This is a genomic window from Duganella sp. HH101 (genome assembly GCF_001758795.1).
Classification (GTDB): domain Bacteria; phylum Pseudomonadota; class Gammaproteobacteria; order Burkholderiales; family Burkholderiaceae_D; genus Rugamonas; species Rugamonas rivuli.
In genome coordinates, this window is record NZ_LRON01000015.1 from 82900 (window position 1) to 104484 (window position 21585).

Sequence of the window (21585 nt, forward strand, 5' to 3'; positions counted from 1 at the left end):
ACGCATCATGTCCGAAGAATTATTACGCCTGTCCAAACGCATGTCCGAACTGGGCCTGTGCTCGCGCCGCGAAGCCGACGAGTGGATAGCGCGCGGCTGGGTACGGGTGGACGGCCAGGTCGTCTCCGAACTCGGCACCAAGATCTACCCGAGCCAGCGCGTCACCGTCGAGCGCCAGGCCGCCGCCGAGCAATCCAAGCGCGTGACCGTGCTGATCAACAAACCGATGGGCTACGTCAGCGGCCAGGCCGAGGACGGCTATCAGCCGGCCGTGGTGCTGGTCAAGCCGGAAAACCGCTGGCCGGACGATCCGTCGCCGGAAATCTTCCACCCTACCCAGCTGCGCTCGCTGGTGCCTGCCGGCCGCCTGGACATCGACTCGGTCGGCCTGCTGGTGCTGACCCAGGATGGCCGCGTGGCCAAGCACCTGATCGGCGAAACCACCGACGTCGACAAGGAATACCTGGTGCGCGTCGAGTACACCAAGCCCGGCAAGCTGCCGGACAGCGACCTGAAAAAGCTCAACCACGGCCTGTGGATGGACGGCAAGCCGCTGCTGCCGGCCAAGGTGCGCTGGCAGAACGACGACCAGCTCAGCTTCACACTGCGCGAAGGCAAGAAACGCCAGATCCGCCGCATGTGCGACATGGTCGGCTTGAAAGTTGTTGGCTTGAAACGTGTCCGCATCGGCAAGGTCAAGCTCGGCGACCTGCCGGTCGGCCAGTGGCGCTATCTGCGGCCCGAAGAGCAGTTCTGACACAATCTCTAAATTTTCTTGCTATTTTGCAAGCCAAGCGCGCGAATAAACTGTAAACTGTGCAGACCGACCTCGCATTGCAGAGTCATTATCAAAGAGATATGCCGTCGTGAACGATCCTATACCGAATGAATTTCGCCGCGGTCCTCCCAGCCTAAAAGACGCTGTGGAACCAATACCGGCGGGTTCGAAGCCGCATGAAATGACCGATGAGCATGACATCGGCGACTCCCTGACTCTGCTCGCCGACAACGGCGATCCGATCTCGATTTACCCGTCCACCACCACCAACGTGGTGATGGCGCGCATCAAGTCGGTCGATCCTGAAAACCCGTACTTTGTGCTGGAGCTGAACGAGGGCGAGTTCCTGCCGCCCGGCGACGCCGTCTTCGTGGCCTGGCTGCGCGCGGCCAAGATCCAGTTCAAGCTCAGCTCCCCGGACTGGGCTTGCACGCCCGGCGAACCGACCCTGATCCCGCTGGAATTCCCGCTCAAGTGCCAGGTGCTGAACCGCCGCGCATCGACGCGGCTGGAAACGCCGCTGGGCATCTACTACATGGCTTCGTTTGTCCTGAACGGCAAGCCTTACGAGCTGCAGCTGTACGACTTCTCGGCCGGCGGCGTCGGCATGCGCGCACCGCCGCGCGACTGCCAGGGCCTGTACGTGGGCCGCAAGCTGCAACGCGTGCGGCTGGAGCTGGGACCGGATTCGGTGATGATCGCCGACCTGGAAGTGCGGCTGTCGCGCACCTTCCGCTCCTTCCTGCTGGGCGAGCAGGTGCAGATCGGCTGCCAGTTCTCCAACCTGTCGCCGTCGATGCAGGAAGAGCTGGCCCGCCTGCTGGACAAGCTCAACCACGGCAAGCAGCGCTAAGCCCGGCGCGTCAGAACGACGGCAGCCGCAATCCCAGCTGAATCGCCAGCAAGCGCACCACCACGATGGATACCAGGCCGATGCCGAAAGCCCAGCGCGGCGGCGTGCCGGCCTTCTTCAGCAGGATGTACAGCAGGATGCCGGCGATGGCGGCGGTGGCGTAGATGTCCTGGCGCAGTATCAGCGGCACCTTCGCGGCCAGGATATCGCGCACCAGGCCTCCGCCCACGCCGGTCAAGGTACCCATCAGGATGACGATCAGCGCGCGGCAGCCCTGTGCCTCGGCCACCTTGGCGCCCGACATGGCGAACAGCGCCAGGCCCAGCGCATCGGCGATCAGCAGCGCGTCGGTGGGCACCGGCAGCACCTGCACCCACAGTATCGTGAACACCGCCGAAGCGACGATCACCAGCAGCGGCTTGGGGTCTTCGATCCAGAACACCGGATGGCGGTTCAGCAGCAGGTCGCGCACCGTGCCGCCGCCGATCGCGGTCATCGCGGCCAGCACCATGATCCCCAGCAGATCCAGATGCGAAGCCATCGCCGCCAGCGTGCCGCTGGCGGCGAATACGGCCACGCCGATCAGATCGAGGATATAAAAAAGCAAACGAAACTCCACAGCAAACCTGACAGATAAAAAAGGACCGTTACTTTATCAGCAATCCGCGGCGCGGCCAAATTCCGGCGGCCGGCTCAGTGCTGTTTTTCGACGGCGCGCGCGCTGATCTTTTGGCCTTCGGCGACGGCCAGCTTGATCTGCTCCGGCGACAGGCCTTGCGCCATGCGCTGCATGAACTCGTCGGTGAGCGGATTGGAGCCGTTGCGGGGATCGCCGCCTAGCAGCGCGTCATAGTAGCCGTGAACCGCGGTCGCGTAGCGCAGCGCCGACGCCGGGTGCGTCTTCTGCAAGTCGATATCTTCGTTGTACTCGCCCACCAGCGTAATCATGCTGCTCACGCTGCCCCGCTCCGCCTGCAGTTCCAGATAGCCGACCGCCTCCTCTTTCCAGGCCAGCACCAGCGGATCGTCCGGGCGCGACTCCAGCGCGGACGGATCGCCGAACGGGCCGGCCTTCAAGAACAGCAGATCGGCCGCACTGGCGCCGCCCCTGGCCGCCAGCGCAAGGTGTTCGAGCCGCGTGGTCTTCATCCGCTCCGTGACGCCGTCGCAGCGGCGCGCCTCGTCGGCTTTCTCGGCGGCGGTCGCCGGCCTGAAGGCGTCGCCGTCCTCCACGCGCAGCGCGCCGGTGCGCATGAAGTCCATGCAGGTCTGCACCAGCCAGTAGGCAATGTAGGCGTCCTGCGGACGCCGGGTGGCGGCCAGCATATCGATTTGCTGGCCCAGCGTGTAGCGCGGATCCGGCGCGGGCAGGCGCGGCGCGGCCAGTGACCCAGGCTGGCGCTCGCCGGCTTTGGCGGCGCGGGACGCCGCCGGCCTTTTTGTTGGCCCGGCTTCATCGTTCGGACGGCTCGATGTCCAGTAGAGCACCACAAGCAGCAGCGGCACCATCCAAAATCCGTTGCGCAACAGGTGTAGCTTCATGACGGCTCTTCAAATGGCAAGAAGAGCAATGTAACATGACCGACAAGCTCGAAAACGCACGCTTTGTCACGCCTTGTTGCATAAGGCTGCGCTACTGTTTGTGCAGTTCGGCGACGGCGCGTTCGAGCACCGGATCGGCGCCGGAGCGCAGCGCCGCCACTGTGCGGTGCACTTCGACATCCGGCATCACGCCCTTGCCGACGAAGGGACTGCCATCCGGGTAGACGTCGCGCTTGACGCAGATGCGGGCCGAACCACCACCCGGCAATTTGAAGAACAGCGGCTGCCCCGTGCTGCCGCCAGTGGCCTCGCCGACGATGACGCCACGCTTCATCAGCCTGAAGGCGACAGCAAAGTCTTCGGCCGCAGAGAATGTCTGGGCGGCGGTCAGCACCGCCACCGGGCCGTTGAACACCTCTTTGTGCTGCGCCCGATAAGCATCGTCGCCGTAACCCACAGGCTCCCAGCGGACAATGACTTCGCCCTGCGCGCGACTGGCGGCATCGTCGTCGCGCCGGTAGGACGCGGCGCTGATGACGGGCTGGCGGCTCAACCAGGACAGTATCCTCAGCCCGAACTCGCTGGAGCCGCCGCCGTTGCGCCGCACATCGATCACCAGCCCCTTCGCTTTCAAGATCTCAGGCATCGCCTTCTCGAATGCCTTCACACTTTCATCGCTCTCGAAATGGTCGATGGAGATATAGGCGATATCGCCCGGCAGGATCTTGAAGACGAAACGTTCGGGCGCCTGATAGGAGCCGGTGCGCTCCACCATCTCGGTGCGTTCCGCCCCGGCTGCGGCGCGCACGCGCAGCACCACAGGATTGCTGGCGCTCCCCGTCAGCAGCTGATACGAATACGTGCGCAGCGCCCGGTCCTGCGGCGTGGATGCGCTGACAAAAGGCTCGACGTGCTGCCGCCCGTACTGCAACGCCGGCTCGCCATCGATGGCGACGATCTCTTCGCCAACACGCAAGCGCGCCTGCAGCGCCGGGTTGCCTACCCGCTCAACCAGCACCTTGTCCTCCAACAGCGTGGTGCGCAGCGGCGGCCGCGCATACAACTCGTTGTCCAGTTCCTCAGGCGGATAAATGTTGGTATGGCCATCCTGCAGCAAAGGCGCCAGTTGCATCATGATCCGGTAGTAGTCGCGCGTGGTGGGCGCGGCGATCACCTTGGCCAGATAGTCCATGTAGACCTGGTCCCAATTCAGATCCGGCACGTGGTCGAAGTGGACAAAGCCGCTGCGTGCTTCGGCCCAGAACAGCGACAGGCCGGCCACTTTTTCTTCCACTGTCAGCACCGGCTTGTATGGCGTGGCGATGGCGGCGGCTTTATACAACCGCTCCGGCAGCGCCATCGTCCGCCGTACCGCCTTGAAGCGTGGCTCGTCGCGCAGCCCGTCGTATGCCGGCGCCTCCAGCAACGGCAAAAACGGCGGCGCCCACAACGTGCCTTGCACGCGCTCCAGCGCAGACAAGGCCTCTTCCTTCATGCCCAAGCGCGCATACGTGGCGGCCAGCGGCAACAACAGATTGATATGCTCGGCGTACAGCGGCCGGTAGCCGGCCGCATGCTCGGCCACCTGCGGCGTCGCCAGGTAGTCCAGCAGCTTTTGATACTTCTGCACCGCGCTTTGCAGATCGCCCCGGGACGCGGTAGCGGCCCCGCTCAGGTTCTGCGCCTCGCTGCGCAGCGTGCGCAGATATTGGTAGATGGCCGCAGTGCCGGCGTCCGGCCCAGGCGCTGCCACATCGGCCACCGCCAGCGGCGCAGCCAGCGCCAACGACACCAGCAAGGCTGAGAGTTTAGGCTTCATGTCGTTCTTTTCGATTGTGGAGGTGATGGCAATGTTGGCATACATGCACACCCGACGCAATGCCGGCCGCAGCGCGAAATTAATGGCACAATACCGGCTTACTTTTTTGGAGCCTCACCATGACCATCTTCGCCGCCCCCGTATTCGACGCCACCGTGATCTACGAAGGCAATGAGCTGTTCAAAGGCCAGGGCGCGGCGCGCGGCTGGGCCGAAAAGCTGGCGAAGGAACTGGAGTGCGACATCGGCGTCGAGAAGATCGGCACCGGCTGGGTGCTGACCGGCACCGTCGACGGCGAAGCCTGCAAATGGAGCATCGTCGGCCAGCGCCTCAAACGCATGGACTAAAGCGTGCGTTAGCGCACAACATCGCCGGCCCTGGCCGGGTACGATTTCCGATAATCTGCCCACCAAGGATAGCGATGAAACGCGACCTGCCCGATGCCACTGCCACCGCCGCCGCCATGTCGGCCGGACTGCGCTACGTGCACGACTACCAGCCCGGCATCGCCCGCCGCAAGCGCGGCAAGCACTTCCACTACGTCGACGCCGACGGCCATGCCGTCAAGGACGTCGACACGCTGGCCCGCATCAAATCGCTGGTCATCCCGCCAGCGTGGAGCGACGTCTGGATCTGCAGCCATCCGCGCGGCCATCTGCAGGCCACAGGCCGCGACGCGCGCGGCCGCAAGCAGTATCGCTACCACCCTCGCTGGCGCGCCCATCGCGACGAGTCCAAATACGACCGCATCCTCGGCTTCGGCAAAGCGCTGCCCGCGATACGCCGCGCGGTCGACACCGCGCTCAAGTTGCCCGGCCTGCCGCGCGAGAAGGTGCTGGCCACCATAGTCTACCTGCTCGAAGCGACGATGATGCGGATCGGGAACGAGGAGTATGCGCGCGAGAACAAATCCTTCGGCCTGACCACGCTGCGCGACCGCCACGTGCGGCTGGACGGCCGCAAGGTGGAGTTCCGCTTTCGCGGCAAGAGCGGCGTGCACCACGCCGTCGAAGTCGAGGACCGGCGCCTGGCCAACATCATCCGCCGCACGCGCGACCTGCCAGGGCAGGAGCTGTTCCAGTACGTCGACGACGACGGCACGCCGCACGCCGTCGGCTCGGCCGACGTGAACGAGTATCTGCAGGCGATCGCGGGAGAGGACTACACCGCCAAGGACTTCCGCACCTGGTCCGGCACGGTGCTGGCCGCGGTGGCGCTGCGCGAGTACGAAAAGTTCGACTCCGAGGCGCAGGCCAAGAAGAACGTGGTGCAGGCCATCGAATCGGTGGCGCGCAAGCTGGGCAACACGCCCTCCATTTGCCGCAAGTGCTATGTGCATCCGAGCGTGATCGCATCCTACCTGGACGGCACCATGCTGAAGGCGGCGCGCAACCGCGCCAGGCAGCAATTGCAGGACAACCTGCACGCGCTGCGTCCGGAAGAGGCGGCGGTGCTGGCCTTGTTGCAGCAACGTCTGCAAACGTCGACGGCGAAGTAAATAGGAGTAGAATTTAGCTCCGGCGAATTGTCGCCCTAATCAGCCGAACTGTTTCGCCATGCCTCAAGCACTGCCCTTCCAGCTTCGAAAAGAATGCCCGCCCGGCGCCTGCGAGTGCCGGCGCGACGAACTGCTGGAACAGTGGGACCAGGCGCCCGAGGACACGGACATCCGCATCCTGCGCCTCACCCGCGACGAAGAAAAACTGCTGATCGCCAGGATAGAGAACATCGCCAGCTTCGAAGAGCTGGGCCGCATCGAGCAGCGCATGCTGGAGCAGCTGGGCATACGCCTGACCATCACCCCCAGCCTGAACGGCGTGCGCACCGTGATGGGCTTGCAGATACGCCTGGCGGAGCAGCAAGGCCTGTGCCGCAAGACCCGCGAGCAGGTGCCGGCCGCCGTGCGGCGCTGCCTGCACAACCACCCCGATATCGTCTACGCGTTGCTGAACTCCCGCGACCTGCTGGGCGCAGGCTGACGCCCTTCCCTCTTAACCCGGATGCGCCAGCGCCGCGCCGGGCATGCTGCCGCCGGCCGAGCCGTCCGGGTAGATATCGTGGAACTTGCTGTAGTCCAGTATCCGCACATTGCCCTCCAGTTTGTCCGACATGATGTCGGCGAAATGGTGGTTGAAGAAGATGTGCTCCGCCGCGTAGGTCTGGCGCGCGTGGACGAAATCGTTGAGTGTGTCGTCGGTGCCGGAAACGGCCACCGACAAGGTCGCGCCTTCATTGTGCAGGTCCTCCTGCGACTTGCCCCAGAACGGGCTCGATTCGTCGATCTTGTGCAGGATGGTCCACGTCAGCGCGAACACGCCGGAATGCTCGCGCTCCAGTTGCAGGTCGTAGAAGCGCGTGAAGATCTGCCCTTCCAGCGTGGTCTCGCGGCGTATCAGCGTGGCTCGCACCGAGGCTTCCAGTATCAGGTTGCCGCGTTCATTCCCGGTCCTCAGCATCAGCGTCGGCACGCCGTTGAAAGGCGTGATGACGGCGACGTCGGAAAACATGATGCGCGACGTCGGCCGCGAGAAACGGGCGAACAACAGCCCCGTCACCGCCGCCACTTCCACCATGCCTAGCAGGATTTCGGTCGAGGCGACGATGTGGCCATAGGTCGAGCCGGGATTCATATACCCGTAGCCGACGGTGGCCAGCGTTTCGATCGAGAAGAACACCGCGTCCGGGAAGTAGCCGGGCCGCGCATTGGAGATCGAACCGGGCACCAGGTAGAACGCCAGCGCAAACGCCAGGTTCGTCACCAGATACAGCGCGCCGACCAGCAGGAAGAAATGCGCCCAGCTCAGGGTCAGCATCCAGTGGTAGATGTCGCCCCAATGCGGGCGGCCCAGGCCGACCCGCTTGATCTGCGAAGTCCCCATGCGGAACACGCCGCGGTCGTTGCCGACCCGCGGACGGACCACCTTCTGCGCAGGCTTGCGCACCGGACCTTCACTCATGGCCGGGCCTCAATCGTCGTCGTTGGGATCGAGGTCGGGGAACATCACCTCGGTAAAGCCGAACTTCGAAAAGTCGGCGATGCGCATCGGGTACAGCACGCCGAGCAGATGGTCGACCTCATGCTGCACCACGCGCGCGTGGAAGCCGTCAACATCGCGGGAGATGGGCTGCCTGAACTGGTCCACGCCTTCGTAGCGCAGCTTGACGAAACGCGGCACGCTGCCGCGCAAGCCGGGCACCGACAGGCAGCCTTCGAAACCCTCTTCCTTGTCGTCGGAGAGCGGCGTCAGCACCGGATTGATTAATACCGTTTCCGGCACTTGCGGCGCATCGGGATAGCGCGCGTTCTGCTTGAAGCCGAAGATCACCAGTTGCAGGTTGACGCCGATCTGCGGCGCCGCCAGGCCCGCGCCGTTGGCCGCGTGCATGGTGTCGAACATGTCGGCGATCAGCTCGCGCATGGCGGGCGTGTCGAACTCCGTCACCGGCTCCGCCACGCGCAGCAGGCGCGGGTCGCCCATCTTCAGGATTTCGCGGACGGTCATTTGATGCCTCCGCCGTTGATCTCGCACTGCATCTCGCGCAGGAACTGGCAGTACTCGGCGCCGGTCTCGGGATGCTTGAGGCCCATCGCCGTCATCGCCTTCAGGTAGCCCAGCTTGGAGCCGCAGTCGTAGCGCTGGCCGTCGTAGCGGTAGGCCAGCACGCGCTCATCCTTCATCAGCGCGGCGATGCCGTCGGTCAGCTGGATCTCGCCGCCGGTGCCGGTGCCGAGGTTTTCCAGGTACTGGAAGATCCGGCCCGACAGCACGTAGCGGCCCACCACCGCCAGCGTGGACGGCGCCACGTCCGGCGCCGGCTTCTCGACGATGCCGTGCACCAGTTCCAGCTTGGGCTGGTAGGCCGAGGCGCTGACGATGCCGTACTGGCGGGTGGCGGCGCGCGGCACTTCCTGCACCGCCAGCACGCTGCAACGCTCGTAGGCGTACAGGTCGGTCATCTGCGCCAGCACCGGCTTGACGCCGTCGGCGGTGTCCATGAAGTCGTCCGCCAGCAGCACGGCGAACGGCTCGTCGCCGATCACCGGACGCGCGCACAGCACCGCGTGGCCCAGGCCCAGCGGCTCCGACTGGCGGATGTAGATGCAGTTGACGTTCTTGGGAATGACGTTCTGCACCAGCTCCAGCAAGGCTTTCTTGTCGGCCGCTTCCAGTTCCGCTTCCAGTTCGTAGGCTTTGTCGAAGTGGTCCTCGATGGCGCGCTTGTTACGGCCGGTGATGAACACCATTTCGGTGATGCCGGCGGCGACCGCCTCTTCCACCGCGTACTGGATCAGCGGTTTGTCGACGATGGGCAGCATCTCTTTCGGCTGCGCCTTGGTCGCTGGGAGAAAACGGCTGCCAAGACCGGCGACCGGGAACACTGCTTTTCTGATTTTGGACATGATAGCTATCTTGTTTTATCTGGCTTCCAGCAGCGCCAGCAGGCCTGCCTCGTCCAGTATGGTGACTTCGAGTTCCTGGGCCTTGGCCAGCTTGCTGCCGGCATCGGCCCCGGCAACCAGGTAATGGGTTTTCTTGGATACCGAGCCGGATACCTTGCCGCCCTGCGCTTCGATCATGGCGCCAGCCTGATCGCGGCTGAGGTTGGGCAGAGTGCCCGTCAATACAAAGGTCTTGCCGGTCAGCGGGCCTTCGGCCGCCTGCTCCGGCAGCTGCGCCAGCAGATCCTTGCGCAACTGGTCCAGTGCGATCAACTGCTCGCGGTGGCCAGGCTCCGCCATCCACGCTTCCAGCGCTTCGGCCACGCCTGCCGGCAGGCCGAACACGGTGAACACCGGCAGGTGCGCCAGCACTTCCAGCGTCACTTCCTGTTCGACCAGCTGCTTGCTGCGTGGTTCCGTCAATTTCGGTATGCCCAGCGCGGCCATCAGCTTGACGGTGTCGAGCTTCTCGCGCAGCTTGGCGCTCGGCGCATGTTCGCCGGACGGTGCGACGCCGGCGGCCAGCAAGGCGTCGATGGCTTCCTGGTTTTTCGGTTCGGCGAAGAAGTCGGCGATCGATTCGGCGACGATGCCGCCGATATCGGGCAGCACGCGCAGCAGCGCGGCCGGCACGCGGCGGATCAGATCGAAACGGCCTAGCCATTCGGCCAGCGTCTTGGCGGTCGACTCGCCGACGTGGCGGATGCCGAGCGCGAACAGCATGCGCTCCAGCGGCGGGTTCTTGCTGGCGGCGATGGCCTCCAGCAGATTGTCCGCCCACTTGGTGGCGATCTTGCCCTGCGCGACAGTCTCCGGCGTCGTGCCTTCGCGTTCGTCGGCCAGGCGCTTCATCTCCAGCAGGTCTTCCAGCTTGAGCGCGTACAGGTCGGCGACGCGCTGGACCTGGCCATGTTCGACCAGGTTGTCGATGTAGCGGTCGCCCAGGCCTTCGATGTCCATCATGCGGCGGCCGGCGAAGTGGCGGATCGCCTCCTTGCGCTGGGCCGAGCAGAACAAACCGCCCGAGCAGCGGGCAATCGCCTCGCCCTCTTCGCGCACGACGTGCGAGCCGCACACAGGGCAGGTCTTGGGCAGCACGTAGGCTTCCGGCTCCGGCGACGGCCGGCGCTCCAGGACCACGGACAGCACTTCGGGAATAACGTCGCCCGCGCGGCGCACGATGACGGTGTCGCCGATGCGCACGTCCTTGCGGCGCACTTCGTCTTCGTTGTGCAGCGTGGCATTGGTGACGTTGACGCCGCCGACGAACACGGAGGCCAGCCGCGCCACCGGCGTGATGGCGCCGGTACGGCCGACCTGCACTTCAATCGCCAGCACGGTGGTCAGCGCTTCTTCGGCGGGGAACTTGTGCGCCAGCGCGAAACGCGGCGCGCGCGACACGAAGCCCAGCGTGCGCTGGTCCTGCAGCAGGTTGGCCTTGTAGACCACGCCGTCGATTTCGTAAGGCATGGTCGGACGGGCTTCGCCGATCTGTTTGTAGTAGGCCATCAAACCGTCGTAGCCCCTTACCACGGCGCCTTCCTTCGCGACGGGCAGGCCCATGGTGCGGTACCAGTCCAGCAGCGCGGAGTGCGACAGCGGCATCTCCGCGCCTTCCAGCGCGCCAACGCCGTAGGCGAAGAAGCTCAGGTTGCGGGAGGCGGTGATGCGCGAATCGAGCTGGCGCAGGCTGCCCGCCGCCGCGTTACGCGGATTGACGAATTCCTTCTGGCCGGCTTCACGCTGGCGCGCATTCATCGCTTCGAAATCGCTCTTGAACATCAGCACCTCGCCGCGCACGTCGAGCACGGCCGGCGGTGTCGGCGTGAGGAGGCGCAGCGGGATGGTGCGGATGGTGCGGATATTGGCGGTGACGTCCTCGCCGGTATAGCCGTCGCCCCGGGTGGCGGCTTGCACCAGCAGGCCGTTCTCGTAGCGCAGGTTGATGGCCAGGCCGTCGTATTTGACTTCGGCCGCGTATTCGACGGCGGCCGCCGCATCCAGGCCTTCGCGCACGCGGCGGTCGAAGTTCTCGATATCCTCGTCGGTGAAGCCGTTGTTCAGCGATAGCATCGGCACCGTGTGCGTGACCTGGTCGAACTGCGGCAACGGCGCCGCGCCCACGCGCTTGGTGGGCGAATCGGGCAGCGCGAACTGCGGGTGCGCTTCCTCCAGCTTTTGCAACTCGACGAACAGCTTGTCGTACTCCGCGTCCGGGATGGTGGGCGCGTCTTCAACGTGATAGGCGTGCAGGTGCTTGTTGAGCTCAGCGCTCAACGACTCGATGCGCGCTTTAAAATCTACTTCGGTCATTACTGCTTCCTACTAGCTAAACAAACGCAACGCGCGGATGGAACCGGCCGGAATATCGGCGTCGTTCATCTCGGCGTAGAAGTCCTGTACCTGGCCGGCGATCTCCGACAGGGCGGTGTCCGACAGCGGCTGGTTGTAGTCGTCGACGATGGTCGCGTCCAGGCGGCCCACCAGCGATTTGGCGCAGGCGACCATGGCGCCGAAGCCGTCGCGGGCCGGAGCCACGCAAGGCACGTCCAGCAGCAAGGTCAGTCGCGGCGTGGTTTCTTCAGCCAGCGTGACGTTGGTCGACAGCGAGAACAGATGGCCGCCCTCGCCGTCCGGCATCACGTAGCGGCCGTCGGGACGCACGTCGAAGCCCTGCTTCTCCAACGCGCCCAGCAGCGTGGAGATGGCCCACGGCGCGCCATTGGTTTGCAGGTTGACGCCCAGCTGCGCGTCGTGGCCGGCGACGAAGCGGTGCAGGTTGCGCGCCTCGGCCATCACTTCGATCATGTCCGGGATTTCCGGCTCGGCGCCGATTTCGTCGGCCATGGCGCGCAGGCGAGTGACCAGTTCCGAGTATTCCAGTTCGTTCAATGCGGTGCTGCGGCTGGCCAGCTGCACGCCGCCTTGCAGCTTGGTGTAGACGCCGCCATGGACGATGGGCTCCCAGTCGCCGCTGACGGCCAGGCCGATGTAATGCACCGGCTTGTTGCCGACCATGCGCAGCGTTTGCAGCACCGGCAGCAGCTTGTCGCCGCGCGCCGCGCCTTCCAGCGCCAGCGGCAGCAGGCAATCGATCAGCGGGTCGACCAGCGCGGTAGCCTGCTCGGCGGCCGGCGTCACGCTGTTGGCGCGCGGCGCGGCCGGCGGCGCCGTCGGGTCGGCGTCGGTCTCGAATTCGGCGGCGACCGCGCCCAGCGCGGACGCTGCGGCGGAGGCTTCGCCACCGGCCACGCCAGGCGCCGCGCTGTCGAGCGAGAAGCTCGGCTCCTGACGCGTCGGCTCATGGCGCGCGCCGGACGCAGGCGGCGTGTCGCCGGTGCGCATCAGCACATCGTCATGGTCGGTCGAGAAGGCGCGTTCGACGCTCTTCTTGGCCTTGTATTCCTGGATCTTGTTGTACGTGAAAACGCCGGCGACGAATACGCCGGCGATTCCGATCAAACTCATTTGAAGGTCTGTCATGCTGCTTGTGCCTCGGAAGCGAAGTTTGCGGCGGATTCCATATCCACCGCCACGATGCGCGATACGCCCTGCTCTTGCATCGTCACACCGATCAGTTGATTGGCCATCTCCATCGCGATCTTGTTGTGCGAAATGAAGAGGAATTGGGTCTGGTCAGACATGCGCTTGACCATCCGGCAGAATCGTTCGGTATTGGCGTCGTCCAGCGGTGCATCGACCTCGTCGAGCAGGCAGAACGGCGCCGGGTTAAGTCGGAACATCGAGAACACCAGCGCCGTTGCGGTCAGCGCTTTTTCACCGCCGGACAACAGGTGAATGGTGGCGTTCTTTTTACCCGGCGGCTGGGCCATGACCTGCACGCCGGAGTCGAGAATTTCATCGCCGGTCATGATCAGCTTCGCCTGGCCGCCGCCGAACAGGATCGGGAACAGTTCGGAGAAGTGGCCGTTGACGCGGTCGAAAGTGTCTTGCAGCAGATCGCGGGTCTCTTTGTCGATGCGCGCGATCGCGTCCTCCAGCGTGTTGATCGCCTCGTTCAAGTCGGCGTTCTGCGCATCGAGGAAGTTCTTGCGTTCGGAAGCCGTCGCCAGCTCGTCCAGCGCCGCCAGGTTGACCGCGCCCAGCATCGAGATCGCATTGGTCAGGCGCGTGACTTCGCCTTGCAGGTACGAAGCCTTCATATCGGGATGCAGCTTCTCGGCCAGCGCCGCCTCGTCGGCCTGCACCTCGGCCAGTTGCGCGGCGAACTGCTCCTGGTTCAGGCGCGCCGCCTGTTCCTTCAACTGCATTTCCATGATCTTGTCGCGCTGCGGTTGCAGGGCGCGCTCGGTCGACATGCGGCCTTCCTCGAACATGCGCAGCTGCTGCGTGATCTGGTCGAGTTCATGGCGCGCGTCGGACAGCGCTTTTTCCTGGCCGGTGCGGCGGTCAAGCAAGTCCTGCAAGCCTTCGTTGGCCTGGCCGGATTCGAGATTGGCCAGTTCGGCCTGCCCCGCTTCCAGGCTTTGCGTGACCTGCGCCACCTGCGCGGTCGCGGTGGCGATCGAGCGGCGGAATTCTTCGATCTTGCTGCGCTGGGACTTCTCCGCGAACTGCGCTTCCTGCGCGGCGCGTTCCAGGTCGCGCAAGGCTTCGCGGGCGTCGGCGAGGCGCTGCTCTTTTTCGAGGAACAGCGTCTGGCCTTCCTCGTGGTCGCCCTGGAGGTTGCCGAGCTCCATATCGAGCTGCTCGAACTTTTCCTCGGACTCCATCTTGATCTGGGTTTGTTCTTCTTCCTGCGCGGCGATTTCGGCCAGGTCGGTTTCGATCTGGTTGCTGCGCTGGTTGAAGCGCGCTTCGATCTCCGACAGCTTGACCACGTCCAGCTGCAAGGTGTGCACCGACTGCTGAAGGCTTTGCAGCTTGGCGCGGTACTCGGTCAGGCGGCGCGTCAACTCGGCGACGGCGGCATCGGCGCGCACCGAACGGGCGCGCGCCTCGTCGGCCAGCATCTGCTGCGCGCGCAGCTGCTTGGTGATGTTGTCGATTTCCTGCTGGCGACCCAGCATGCCGTCCTGCTCCGAGTCGGCGGCGTAGAAACGCACGCTGCCCTGCGTGACGGCGTGGCCCTGGCGCGTGACGAAGCAGGCGCCGGCCGGCAGCTTGGCGCGCTCGGCGAAGGCTTCGGCCGTGTCCTCGGCGATGTAGACATTGTGCAGCCAATCCTGCAGCAGGCCGCGCAGCCCTGGATCGTTCAGCTTGAGCAGATTCAGGAACGGCTTCAGGCCCGCCACTTCCACCGGAGCAGGCGGCACGGCGGTGGATGGCGCGAACAGCGCCAGCTTGGCCGGCGGCGCATCGCTGAAGAAGGCCTTGGCCCATTCGATGTTCGACATCTGCAGCGCCGAGGTACGCTCGCGCAGCACGGATTCCAGCGCGGTCTCCCAGCCGGATTCGATGTTCAGTTTTTGCCACAGGCGCGGCAGCGTATCGAGTTCATGCTTTTGCAGCCATGGCGTGACCTTGCCCTGCGTCTGCACGCGCTCCTGCAACTGGCGCAGCGCGTTCAAGCGCGCTTCAAGTTGGGCGTTGGCGGCGGTTTCGGCGTTGACCTGCTGCTGGGCGGCCTGGCGTTCCTCGTCGAGGCGCGGTTGCTGCTCCAGCGCCTCTTCCAGCAGGAAGCCTTGCTCTTCCAGGGCCTGCTGCTTTTCTTCCAGTTGCAAGCGCAGGTTGTTCAGGTGCGCGCTGTCCGGCAGATTAAGGCCGCTCTTTTCCTGTTGCAGACGCTCGCGCCGCACAGCCAGGCCGTTGAGGATGTTGTTGGCGTTGCGCTGGTGCGCCGACTCCAGCTCCAGCTGCTGCTGCGCCTGCATGATGCGGGCGCGCGATTCGGTGCTTTTGGTCTGCGCCTCGCGCCATACCTGCTCCAGCATCGGCAGCGACTCGGCTTTTTGCTCGGCCATCATCTGCGACTGTTCGACCTTGGCCGACAGCTCTTCCAGCGTGAACTCGGCTTCCTCGATCTGGCCGCCGTACTCGCTGGCCTGGTTCTGCCATTGGTCGCGCTGCGCGGTCAGCGCGGCCAGCTGCGCCTGCAAGCGGCTGCGCGATTCGATGACGAACTTGATCTGCGCTTCCAGGCTGCCGATTTCGGCGTTGGTCTGGTACAAGCTGCCCTGCGCCGTGTGCAGGCGGTCGCCGGCCGAGAAGTGCGCCTGGCGCATCTGCTCCAGCGACAGCTCGACGTTGCGCAGCTTGGCGGTCTGTTCTTCCAGGTCGTTCTGCGCCTGCTCCATCTCGCGGAAGTATTTCTTCTGCTCGTTCTCGGCTTCGATCTTGCGCAGCAGCCAGAGCAGCTTCTGCTTTTCTTCCTGGTCCGATTGCAGCTGGTGGAACTTGGTGGCGACGGCCGCCTGCCCTTCCAGCTTTTCCAGGTTGGAGTTCAGCTCGCGCAGGATGTCGTCCACGCGCAGCAGGTTCTCGCGGGTGTCGTGCAGACGGTTTTCGGTTTCGCGGCGGCGTTCCTTGTACTTCGAAACGCCAGCGGCCTCCTCCAGGAACACGCGCAATTCTTCCGGCCGCGATTCGATGATGCGGCTGATCATGCCCTGGCCGATGATGGCGTAGGCGCGGGGACCGAGGCCGGTGCCGAGGAAGATGTCCTGGATGTCGCGCCGGCGCACCGGCTGGCCGTTGATGTAGTAGGTCGAGGTGCCGTCGCGCGTCAGCGTGCGCTTGACGGCGATTTCGGCATACTGGCCCCACTGGCCGGAGGCCTTGCCGTCGTTGTTGTCGAACACCAGCTCGACCGACGCCCGCCCGGCCGGCTTGCGGTGGGTCGAGCCGTTGAAAATCACGTCCTGCATGGACTCGCCGCGCAGCTCGGAAGCCTTGGACTCGCCCAGCACCCAGCGCACGGCGTCGATGATATTCGACTTGCCGCAACCGTTGGGCCCCACCACGCCAACCAACTGACCCGGTACCTGGAAATTGGTGGGATCAACGAAAGACTTAAATCCCGACAATTTGATGGAAGATAGACGCACGTTGTTATCTGGTGTGTGGGCTGGAAAAGTTCACAATAATACCATTTTGCGCATCAAATCAGGCCGAAAACGCGTCATGGCGGAGCGTGCGCTTATCGTAGCGGGGATTTGGGTTCCCGCCAAATGGCGCGGGTGTAAGGTTTGTCGTGGCCCGACAGGTAGAGCGCGGCCTGGGTGATCCACATTTCCGCCGGCACCGGCTCCACGCGCGGCGCAATCAGCACAATGGGGATGCAGAACACCACCAGCAGGCGGCTCAGCGCCAGGTGGTGCTCGGTGCTGGCGTACCAGATGAACACGGCCGCCACAAGCAGACCGAGCAGGCAACCCGTCACCGACTCCGACACCGAATGGGCCTGGACGTAGACGCGGGAAATGGCGATCAGCACGGCCAGCGCCGTGCCGGCCAGCACGCCGAACCAGCGCAGCGCCACGGACGACGAGCGGAACGCCAGGAAGAACGCGACCGGGAACACGGCGGCGGCGCGCATGGCATGGCCGCTGAAGCCAGCGAATTCCACCGATTCCACGCCGATGCCCCAGCCGACGAAGGCCATCTTGGTGGCCACCACCAGCGCCATGCCGACGCCGAACAGCGCGCACCAGGCGGCCGTCAGCCGCCAGGACTTGCCGGCCAACAGCCAAACAGCGATGGCGATGCCTATCGGCCCGGTGACTGCCAGACTCCCCGTAATACTCAAACCGTGCCACCACATCATCATCTAAAAGCGCCCTATCGTTGTTTTTGCACCGCATCATTAAAACACATGCGGGCGCATTCTATCGAAAATTGCTATGCAACAACAGTGCGCGCTGGATTTCGCCGTGGCCGACGCGTGTCGGCGGGCCGTGGCATACTCTTGCTCATGCTCATCATTCTTGGAAAATCCTCGTCCATCAACGTCCGCAAAGTGCTGTGGACTTGCGCTGAAATCGGCCTGGACTACCAGCTGGAACAGTATGGCAGCGGCTTCCTGCCGACCGCCACGCCCGACTTCCTGCGCATGAATCCCAACGGCATGGTGCCGGTCATCATCGACGACGGGCACAGCCTGTGGGAATCGAACACCATCTGCCGCTACCTCGCGGGCAAGCACGGCCGCACCGACCTGCTGCCGTCCGGGCCGATGGCGCGGGCGCAGGTGGAAAAGTGGATGGACTGGCAGGCGACCGAGTTGAACAACGCCTGGCGTTATGCCTTCATGGCCCTGGTCCGGCAAAGTCCGGCACATGGCGATGCGGCGGCGCTGGCGGCCAGCGTGGCGGAATGGAACCGTCTGATGGCCATGCTGGACGCGCAGCTGGCGGCCGGCGGGCCTTACGTCTGCGGCGCGACGACGACGCTGGCCGATATCGTGCTCGGCTTGTCGGCCAACCGCTGGCGCGCGGTGCCGATGGCGCGGCCGGATCTTGCCGCCGTCGACGCCTGGTTTTCCCGTTTGAGCGAGCGCGAAGGTTTTCGCACCCATGGCTGTAACGGCCTGCCCTGACAATCTTTTTGGAGTTTAGCAATGACTGTATCGACCTGGCTGTTGTTCTTATCGGTTTCCCTGGCGGCGGCGTTCAGCCCGGGGCCGGGTGTGCTGATGGCGATCTCGACCGCGACCACCATGGGCGCGAAGCGGGCCCTCTACAGCTCGGCGGGCAACGCGCTGGGTGTGTTCATCGTGGCGACGACGGCGGTGGCCGGCCTGGGCCTGCTGTTGAAGACGTCGGCGCTGGCGTTCGGCGCGTTGAAGGTGGCTGGTGCGGCGTATCTGATTTACCTGGGCATCAAGGCCTGGCGCAGCGCGGGCCTGGTGACGGCAACTGCCGAAGCGGCCGCAACGGCTGAAGCGGCGCCAGGCGCGGTTGAGGCCAGCCGCTTCAGCACCTTCCGCGGCGGCCTGCTGGTGGCGGTGTCCAATCCCAAGGCGATCCTGTTCTTCACCGCCGTGTTCCCGCAATTCATGCCGCCGGATCACGTGGACCCGGTGCGCTTCCTGTTGCTGACCTCGACCTTCACCAGCTGCACCTTGCTGTCGCACTTCTTCTACGTCGCGTGCGCGTCGTGGTTGAAGCGCAGCGTCAAGCAGAGCATCGCCCGCACCCGCCTGGCCAAACGCACCACCGGCGTGATCTTCGTCGGCATGGGCGGCGCGCTGCTGACGTTGACGAACTCGAAATAAGCTCGCGGCAAACGGCGGTAGAATCCAGTCCATGAATGCCGCTTTTAAAACCCTGGTAGCTGAAGCGCTCAAACTCGATACGCGCGAACGTATGGAGTTTGAGCAACTATTGCAAGCAAGCTTGAGCAAAGATGCGGGCCTTGACGAGGCTTGGACCATTGAAATTGAGCGGCGCATCGCCGACATAGAAAACGGCATCGAACAAACTATTCCAATGGCCGAGGCACTGGCTCAAGTGCGCAAGAACTTGAAATGAAACTGGTCATCGTCCCGCCCGCTCTCACGGAGTTGCAGGACGCCGCCGAGATGGCTTTAACCGAACGCCGAAGCCGGCGGGTCGATGGAGGCGTCGTTGTCGGCGTTGCGGGCCAGCGCTTGCGACAGGGCGACGGCGACCACGCCTTCGCTGCGCACCACTTGCACGCTCTGCTCGCGGAAGCGCTGCGCCAGCTGCTCGCCGGACATCGAGAACGCTTCCTGCCGCGCCGCCGTCGAGAAGATGTACAGCGTGCGTAGCGGACTGATCCAGGCCAGCTTGACCTTGCGGCTGCCGCCATCGTCCTGTTCGAATTCCAGCCACATGCCGCGCGTCAGGCTGTCGACTTCGATGGCGGCGTCTTCCTCTTCCGGATCCACCTGCTGTAACGCGCGCGCTTCGGCTTCCGCCCGGGCGGCGGCTTCTGCCTTGGCTTGCAGCTCAAGGCGCCGTTCGGCGGCCTGCTGCGCTACCTGCATCGATATCTCCAGCTGACGCTCCGGCGACATCTCCAGCGGCGCACGCACGATGGAGGCGTGGCACTCCGCCAGCTCGGCAAAGAATTGCAGGCGGTCGGCGTCCTGCCACTTGATGATATCCAGCCATTTGTTCAGCGTGCTCAGCAGCACCGGCAGCTTGGCGATCAGCTGCTTGCGGTCGTCCGCGTTGAGCTTGGGGCGCACGCTCCAGATCAGGTCGTCCATGGTCCTGGTGGCGTTGTTGACGGCGCCCGGCTTGTCGTCCTCGATGCTGTAGGCGATGGTCAACACGGATACCCAGCGCTGTTCGAGGAAGGCTTCAACCACGGCGATCACTTCGCCGGTGCCGATGCGCAGCGCGACGGCGTTCCTGGCCAGCTTGCCCGACTCGGCCATCTTCTCCTGCTTCAGCGCGGCGGCGACCGGCTCGGCGATGGCGGCGGCGGCGGCGCGCTCTTCGGCCTGGATCGATGCCTCCAACTCATTGACCGCCTCGGTGAACACCGACAGCTCGTGATCGTAGTCGCGGCCGACGCGGTCGACGCTGCGCTGCATGGCCTGGAACAGCGGATCTTCCGGCCCCTTGCGCTGCTCCCAACCCATGCGCGACAGCAGGTCGATCAGGCGGCGCGCCGGATGGGCTTCCTGGAAGAAGAAGTTTTTATCGACCAGCGCGGCCTTCAACACCGGGATTTGCAGGAAGCGGATCAGGTCGCGGATTTCCTGCGAGATGTTCTGGTCGCGGAAGACGGTGTCGAAGATCGCCGACAACAGATCGATGGTGCTCTCGTCGGTGCGCGACAGGCTGCCCCGCGGCATGCTGGCTTTGATGTTCGGCAGGTAGAAGACGTTGCCGCCAGCCGCGCCTGCCGTTGCGGGCGCAGCAGCGCCATCGGCGGCATGTGCTGACGGCGGCGATGCACCGCCAACGCCGGCCACCGCGCCGAGCGTGCCGATGGATTCGTAAGGCACGGCTTTTTGCAACTGCGCCAGATACGCCAGCAGCGGCTGCTTGGCGCCGATCTGCGACAGGCGTTGCGCGTCTTCGTTGCTCAAGGCGCCAGGCACAAAGCCTTGCGCCGGTCCCTGCACCCACACGCCGCCAGCCCCCTGCCCCGGCACGGCGGGCAGGAAGCCACCTGCGGCGACGGCCGGCACGCCAGCTGCGCCAGCGGCAAAACCGGCAGCCATCAACACACCCGCAGCAGACGGCCCAACGGCGTGCGACGCGGCGTGTTGCGCGGCCGCGCCCGAAACCGGGACAGCAGTAGCGCCGCCCTGCTCGCCAGCTTTCGGCACCCACACCGCACCGGAATTCAATGCCGACAACGGCAAATCCGGAATACTCAAATCCACGCCCTGCAACAGGCCGCCTGCGATGTTGTCGACGATCTCGCCGGCAGCCGAACCCTCCACATCGCTGGACGCGAAGAACTGCCGCAACTGCTGCGCCAGCGCCGCCTGGTTGCCGCGCACGCGCGACGGCGCCGCGGCCTTGGGCTTGTCCGTCTTGCGGCCCTGGTAGCCGTCCACCGAGCCCGGCAACACACCCTTGCTCTGCAAGGCCAGGTTCAAGGCATCGAGCATCGGCCCCAGTTCGATGAACATGCCCGGCTTGATCAAAGGCTGCAACAAGGGCGCGGCGTCGGCCTCGGTATCGAATTCGACCCAGGCTTGCTGCAACGCCACCAGGAACACCTCGGGACGGAAAGGATTCTGGCTGATGCGCAAGATGTCGCGATCCAACAGGAAAGCCAGGCGCACGTTCAACGTTTGCAACTGGTCGGCATACAGGCTCTCGAACGGCTTGCTGACGCCGCCTAGCGCCACCTTGTTGTCCATTTCCTCGAACGGCACCAGCGACAGCGGCTGTTCGCTCGCGCGCGGCGCGCCCTTGACCGCAGGCGACAGCTCGGCGATCTCGCGCCGCAGCGCCTTCTCCAGCGTGCTGGAGGCCAGGTGCAGGAAGGCGAAGTTGCGATTGCGTAGTTGATTGCCGGCGCGTATGCGCTGCTGCATGGTGCGCGGGTCGCCGCCTGTGGCGTCGATCAGCGCGCCGGCCAATTTGTTGGCCAGGTCCAGGTACTGGTCGCCCGCATGCCTGGTGGCGATGCCGATCAACTCTTCCAACAAGGCATGCCGCGGCGAGACCGGCTTTTTCGGCGCTGCGGACGTTGTGGAAGTTGCAACCATGGTGTTACCTGCTGTGATAGGAGAGTCTGTTTACGCCATTCTTGCACAT

The 21585-nt window shown here is 64.7% G+C and carries 19 protein-coding genes; 8 read left to right on the top strand and 11 right to left on the bottom strand.

Annotated elements, in window-relative coordinates; genetic code table 11:
• Positions 1-7: 7 nt before the first annotated feature.
• On the top strand, positions 8-757 hold the full coding sequence (locus tag DUGA2_RS22080; protein ID WP_008449305.1) for a pseudouridine synthase: 750 nt from the start codon (positions 8-10) through the stop codon (positions 755-757).
• A 202-nt stretch (positions 758-959) separates the two neighbouring features.
• Complete coding sequence (locus DUGA2_RS22085; RefSeq protein ID WP_070271616.1) at positions 960-1631, top strand: flagellar brake protein; 672 nt, start codon at positions 960-962, stop codon at positions 1629-1631.
• A gap of 10 nt (positions 1632-1641) precedes the next feature.
• Here DUGA2_RS22085 and DUGA2_RS22090 read toward each other — a convergent pair whose 3' ends face one another.
• From DUGA2_RS22090 to DUGA2_RS22100, 3 genes are all read right to left on the bottom strand, one after another.
• Entirely contained in the window at positions 1642-2238 is a 597-nt protein-coding gene (locus tag DUGA2_RS22090) for a trimeric intracellular cation channel family protein (protein ID WP_008449310.1), read from the bottom strand.
• An 86-nt stretch (positions 2239-2324) separates the two neighbouring features.
• Positions 2325-3173: a hypothetical protein gene (locus DUGA2_RS22095; RefSeq protein ID WP_070271617.1), complete on the bottom strand. Its 849-nt coding sequence runs from the start codon at positions 3171-3173 to the stop codon at positions 2325-2327.
• Between the two features lie 91 nt (positions 3174-3264).
• Positions 3265-4992 (bottom strand): S41 family peptidase, encoded by a 1728-nt coding sequence (locus DUGA2_RS22100; protein ID WP_168167815.1) that lies wholly within the window; start codon positions 4990-4992, stop codon positions 3265-3267.
• Positions 4993-5111: 119 nt separating this feature from the next.
• Between DUGA2_RS22100 and DUGA2_RS22105 the strand changes: the two genes are divergently transcribed.
• From DUGA2_RS22105 to DUGA2_RS22115, 3 genes are all read left to right on the top strand, one after another.
• Positions 5112-5339 carry a hypothetical protein gene (locus DUGA2_RS22105; RefSeq protein ID WP_070271619.1) on the top strand — a complete coding sequence of 76 codons (228 nt, stop codon included), beginning with the start codon at positions 5112-5114 and terminating at the stop codon, positions 5337-5339.
• 74 nt (positions 5340-5413) lie between these two features.
• Complete coding sequence (locus tag DUGA2_RS22110; RefSeq protein ID WP_070271620.1) at positions 5414-6490, top strand: DNA topoisomerase IB; 1077 nt, start codon at positions 5414-5416, stop codon at positions 6488-6490.
• 58 nt (positions 6491-6548) lie between these two features.
• Complete coding sequence (locus tag DUGA2_RS22115) at positions 6549-6971, top strand: hypothetical protein (protein WP_070271621.1); 423 nt, start codon at positions 6549-6551, stop codon at positions 6969-6971.
• Between the two features lie 12 nt (positions 6972-6983).
• On the opposite strand, the gene DUGA2_RS22120 is transcribed toward DUGA2_RS22115, so the two are convergent.
• From DUGA2_RS22120 to DUGA2_RS22150, 7 genes are all read right to left on the bottom strand, one after another.
• The gene (locus DUGA2_RS22120) at positions 6984-7949 is read right to left on the bottom strand and encodes an ion channel (protein WP_070271622.1); all 966 of its coding nucleotides are present in this window, start codon (positions 7947-7949) and stop codon (positions 6984-6986) included.
• Positions 7950-7958: 9 nt separating this feature from the next.
• The gene (def, locus tag DUGA2_RS22125; RefSeq protein WP_070271623.1) at positions 7959-8495 is read right to left on the bottom strand and encodes a peptide deformylase; all 537 of its coding nucleotides are present in this window, start codon (positions 8493-8495) and stop codon (positions 7959-7961) included.
• The gene (gene galU / locus DUGA2_RS22130; RefSeq protein WP_070271624.1) at positions 8492-9394 is read right to left on the bottom strand and encodes a UTP--glucose-1-phosphate uridylyltransferase GalU; all 903 of its coding nucleotides are present in this window, start codon (positions 9392-9394) and stop codon (positions 8492-8494) included. Before galU ends, def begins: the two co-directional genes overlap by 4 nt.
• Before the next feature lie 15 nt (positions 9395-9409).
• Positions 9410-11746, bottom strand: coding sequence for an NAD-dependent DNA ligase LigA (gene ligA / locus DUGA2_RS22135; RefSeq protein ID WP_070271625.1), 2337 nt, complete (start codon positions 11744-11746; stop codon positions 9410-9412).
• A 12-nt stretch (positions 11747-11758) separates the two neighbouring features.
• The gene (locus DUGA2_RS22140; RefSeq protein ID WP_070271626.1) at positions 11759-12916 is read right to left on the bottom strand and encodes a cell division protein ZipA C-terminal FtsZ-binding domain-containing protein; all 1158 of its coding nucleotides are present in this window, start codon (positions 12914-12916) and stop codon (positions 11759-11761) included.
• The gene (gene smc / locus DUGA2_RS22145) at positions 12913-16440 is read right to left on the bottom strand and encodes a chromosome segregation protein SMC (RefSeq protein ID WP_071658960.1); all 3528 of its coding nucleotides are present in this window, start codon (positions 16438-16440) and stop codon (positions 12913-12915) included. The genes DUGA2_RS22140 and smc overlap by 4 nt, the downstream gene beginning before the upstream one ends.
• A 92-nt stretch (positions 16441-16532) precedes the next feature.
• Positions 16533-17162, bottom strand: coding sequence for a phosphatase PAP2 family protein (locus tag DUGA2_RS22150; RefSeq protein WP_008449337.1), 630 nt, complete (start codon positions 17160-17162; stop codon positions 16533-16535).
• A 144-nt stretch (positions 17163-17306) separates the two neighbouring features.
• Between DUGA2_RS22150 and DUGA2_RS22155 the strand changes: the two genes are divergently transcribed.
• The 3 genes from DUGA2_RS22155 to DUGA2_RS22165 are packed head-to-tail and all read left to right on the top strand — an operon-like array spanning position 17307 to position 18864.
• On the top strand, positions 17307-17930 hold the full coding sequence (locus DUGA2_RS22155; protein ID WP_070271628.1) for a glutathione S-transferase family protein: 624 nt from the start codon (positions 17307-17309) through the stop codon (positions 17928-17930).
• Between the two features lie 21 nt (positions 17931-17951).
• A complete protein-coding gene (locus tag DUGA2_RS22160) occupies positions 17952-18608 on the top strand; it encodes a LysE family translocator (RefSeq protein WP_070271629.1) in 657 nt (218 codons plus the stop codon).
• Positions 18609-18639: 31 nt separating this feature from the next.
• Positions 18640-18864 (top strand): addiction module protein, encoded by a 225-nt coding sequence (locus tag DUGA2_RS22165; RefSeq protein ID WP_070271630.1) that lies wholly within the window; start codon positions 18640-18642, stop codon positions 18862-18864.
• Positions 18865-18920: 56 nt separating this feature from the next.
• On the opposite strand, the gene DUGA2_RS22170 is transcribed toward DUGA2_RS22165, so the two are convergent.
• On the bottom strand, positions 18921-21536 hold the full coding sequence (locus DUGA2_RS22170) for a DUF1631 family protein (RefSeq protein ID WP_070271631.1): 2616 nt from the start codon (positions 21534-21536) through the stop codon (positions 18921-18923).
• Between the last annotated feature and the right edge of the window lie 49 nt (positions 21537-21585).

What these genes read in the sequence shown, in the direction of transcription:
- DUGA2_RS22080 (WP_008449305.1), top strand. Translation starts at nt 8, where the DNA reads ATGTCCGAAGAATTATTACGCCTGTCCAAACGCATGTCCGAACTGGGC.
- DUGA2_RS22085 (WP_070271616.1), top strand. Translation starts at nt 960, where the DNA reads ATGACCGATGAGCATGACATCGGCGACTCCCTGACTCTGCTCGCCGAC.
- DUGA2_RS22095 (WP_070271617.1), bottom strand. Translation starts at nt 3,173, where the DNA reads ATGAAGCTACACCTGTTGCGCAACGGATTTTGGATGGTGCCGCTGCTG.
- DUGA2_RS22100 (WP_168167815.1), bottom strand. Translation starts at nt 4,992, where the DNA reads ATGAAGCCTAAACTCTCAGCCTTGCTGGTGTCGTTGGCGCTGGCTGCG.
- DUGA2_RS22105 (WP_070271619.1), top strand. Translation starts at nt 5,112, where the DNA reads ATGACCATCTTCGCCGCCCCCGTATTCGACGCCACCGTGATCTACGAA.
- DUGA2_RS22110 (WP_070271620.1), top strand. Translation starts at nt 5,414, where the DNA reads ATGAAACGCGACCTGCCCGATGCCACTGCCACCGCCGCCGCCATGTCG.
- DUGA2_RS22115 (WP_070271621.1), top strand. Translation starts at nt 6,549, where the DNA reads ATGCCTCAAGCACTGCCCTTCCAGCTTCGAAAAGAATGCCCGCCCGGC.
- DUGA2_RS22120 (WP_070271622.1), bottom strand. Translation starts at nt 7,949, where the DNA reads ATGAGTGAAGGTCCGGTGCGCAAGCCTGCGCAGAAGGTGGTCCGTCCG.
- def (WP_070271623.1), bottom strand. Translation starts at nt 8,495, where the DNA reads ATGACCGTCCGCGAAATCCTGAAGATGGGCGACCCGCGCCTGCTGCGC.
- galU (WP_070271624.1), bottom strand. Translation starts at nt 9,394, where the DNA reads ATGTCCAAAATCAGAAAAGCAGTGTTCCCGGTCGCCGGTCTTGGCAGC.
- ligA (WP_070271625.1), bottom strand. Translation starts at nt 11,746, where the DNA reads ATGACCGAAGTAGATTTTAAAGCGCGCATCGAGTCGTTGAGCGCTGAG.
- DUGA2_RS22140 (WP_070271626.1), bottom strand. Translation starts at nt 12,916, where the DNA reads ATGACAGACCTTCAAATGAGTTTGATCGGAATCGCCGGCGTATTCGTC.
- DUGA2_RS22150 (WP_008449337.1), bottom strand. Translation starts at nt 17,162, where the DNA reads ATGATGATGTGGTGGCACGGTTTGAGTATTACGGGGAGTCTGGCAGTC.
- DUGA2_RS22155 (WP_070271628.1), top strand. Translation starts at nt 17,307, where the DNA reads ATGCTCATCATTCTTGGAAAATCCTCGTCCATCAACGTCCGCAAAGTG.
- DUGA2_RS22160 (WP_070271629.1), top strand. Translation starts at nt 17,952, where the DNA reads ATGACTGTATCGACCTGGCTGTTGTTCTTATCGGTTTCCCTGGCGGCG.
- DUGA2_RS22165 (WP_070271630.1), top strand. Translation starts at nt 18,640, where the DNA reads ATGAATGCCGCTTTTAAAACCCTGGTAGCTGAAGCGCTCAAACTCGAT.
- DUGA2_RS22170 (WP_070271631.1), bottom strand. Translation starts at nt 21,536, where the DNA reads ATGGTTGCAACTTCCACAACGTCCGCAGCGCCGAAAAAGCCGGTCTCG.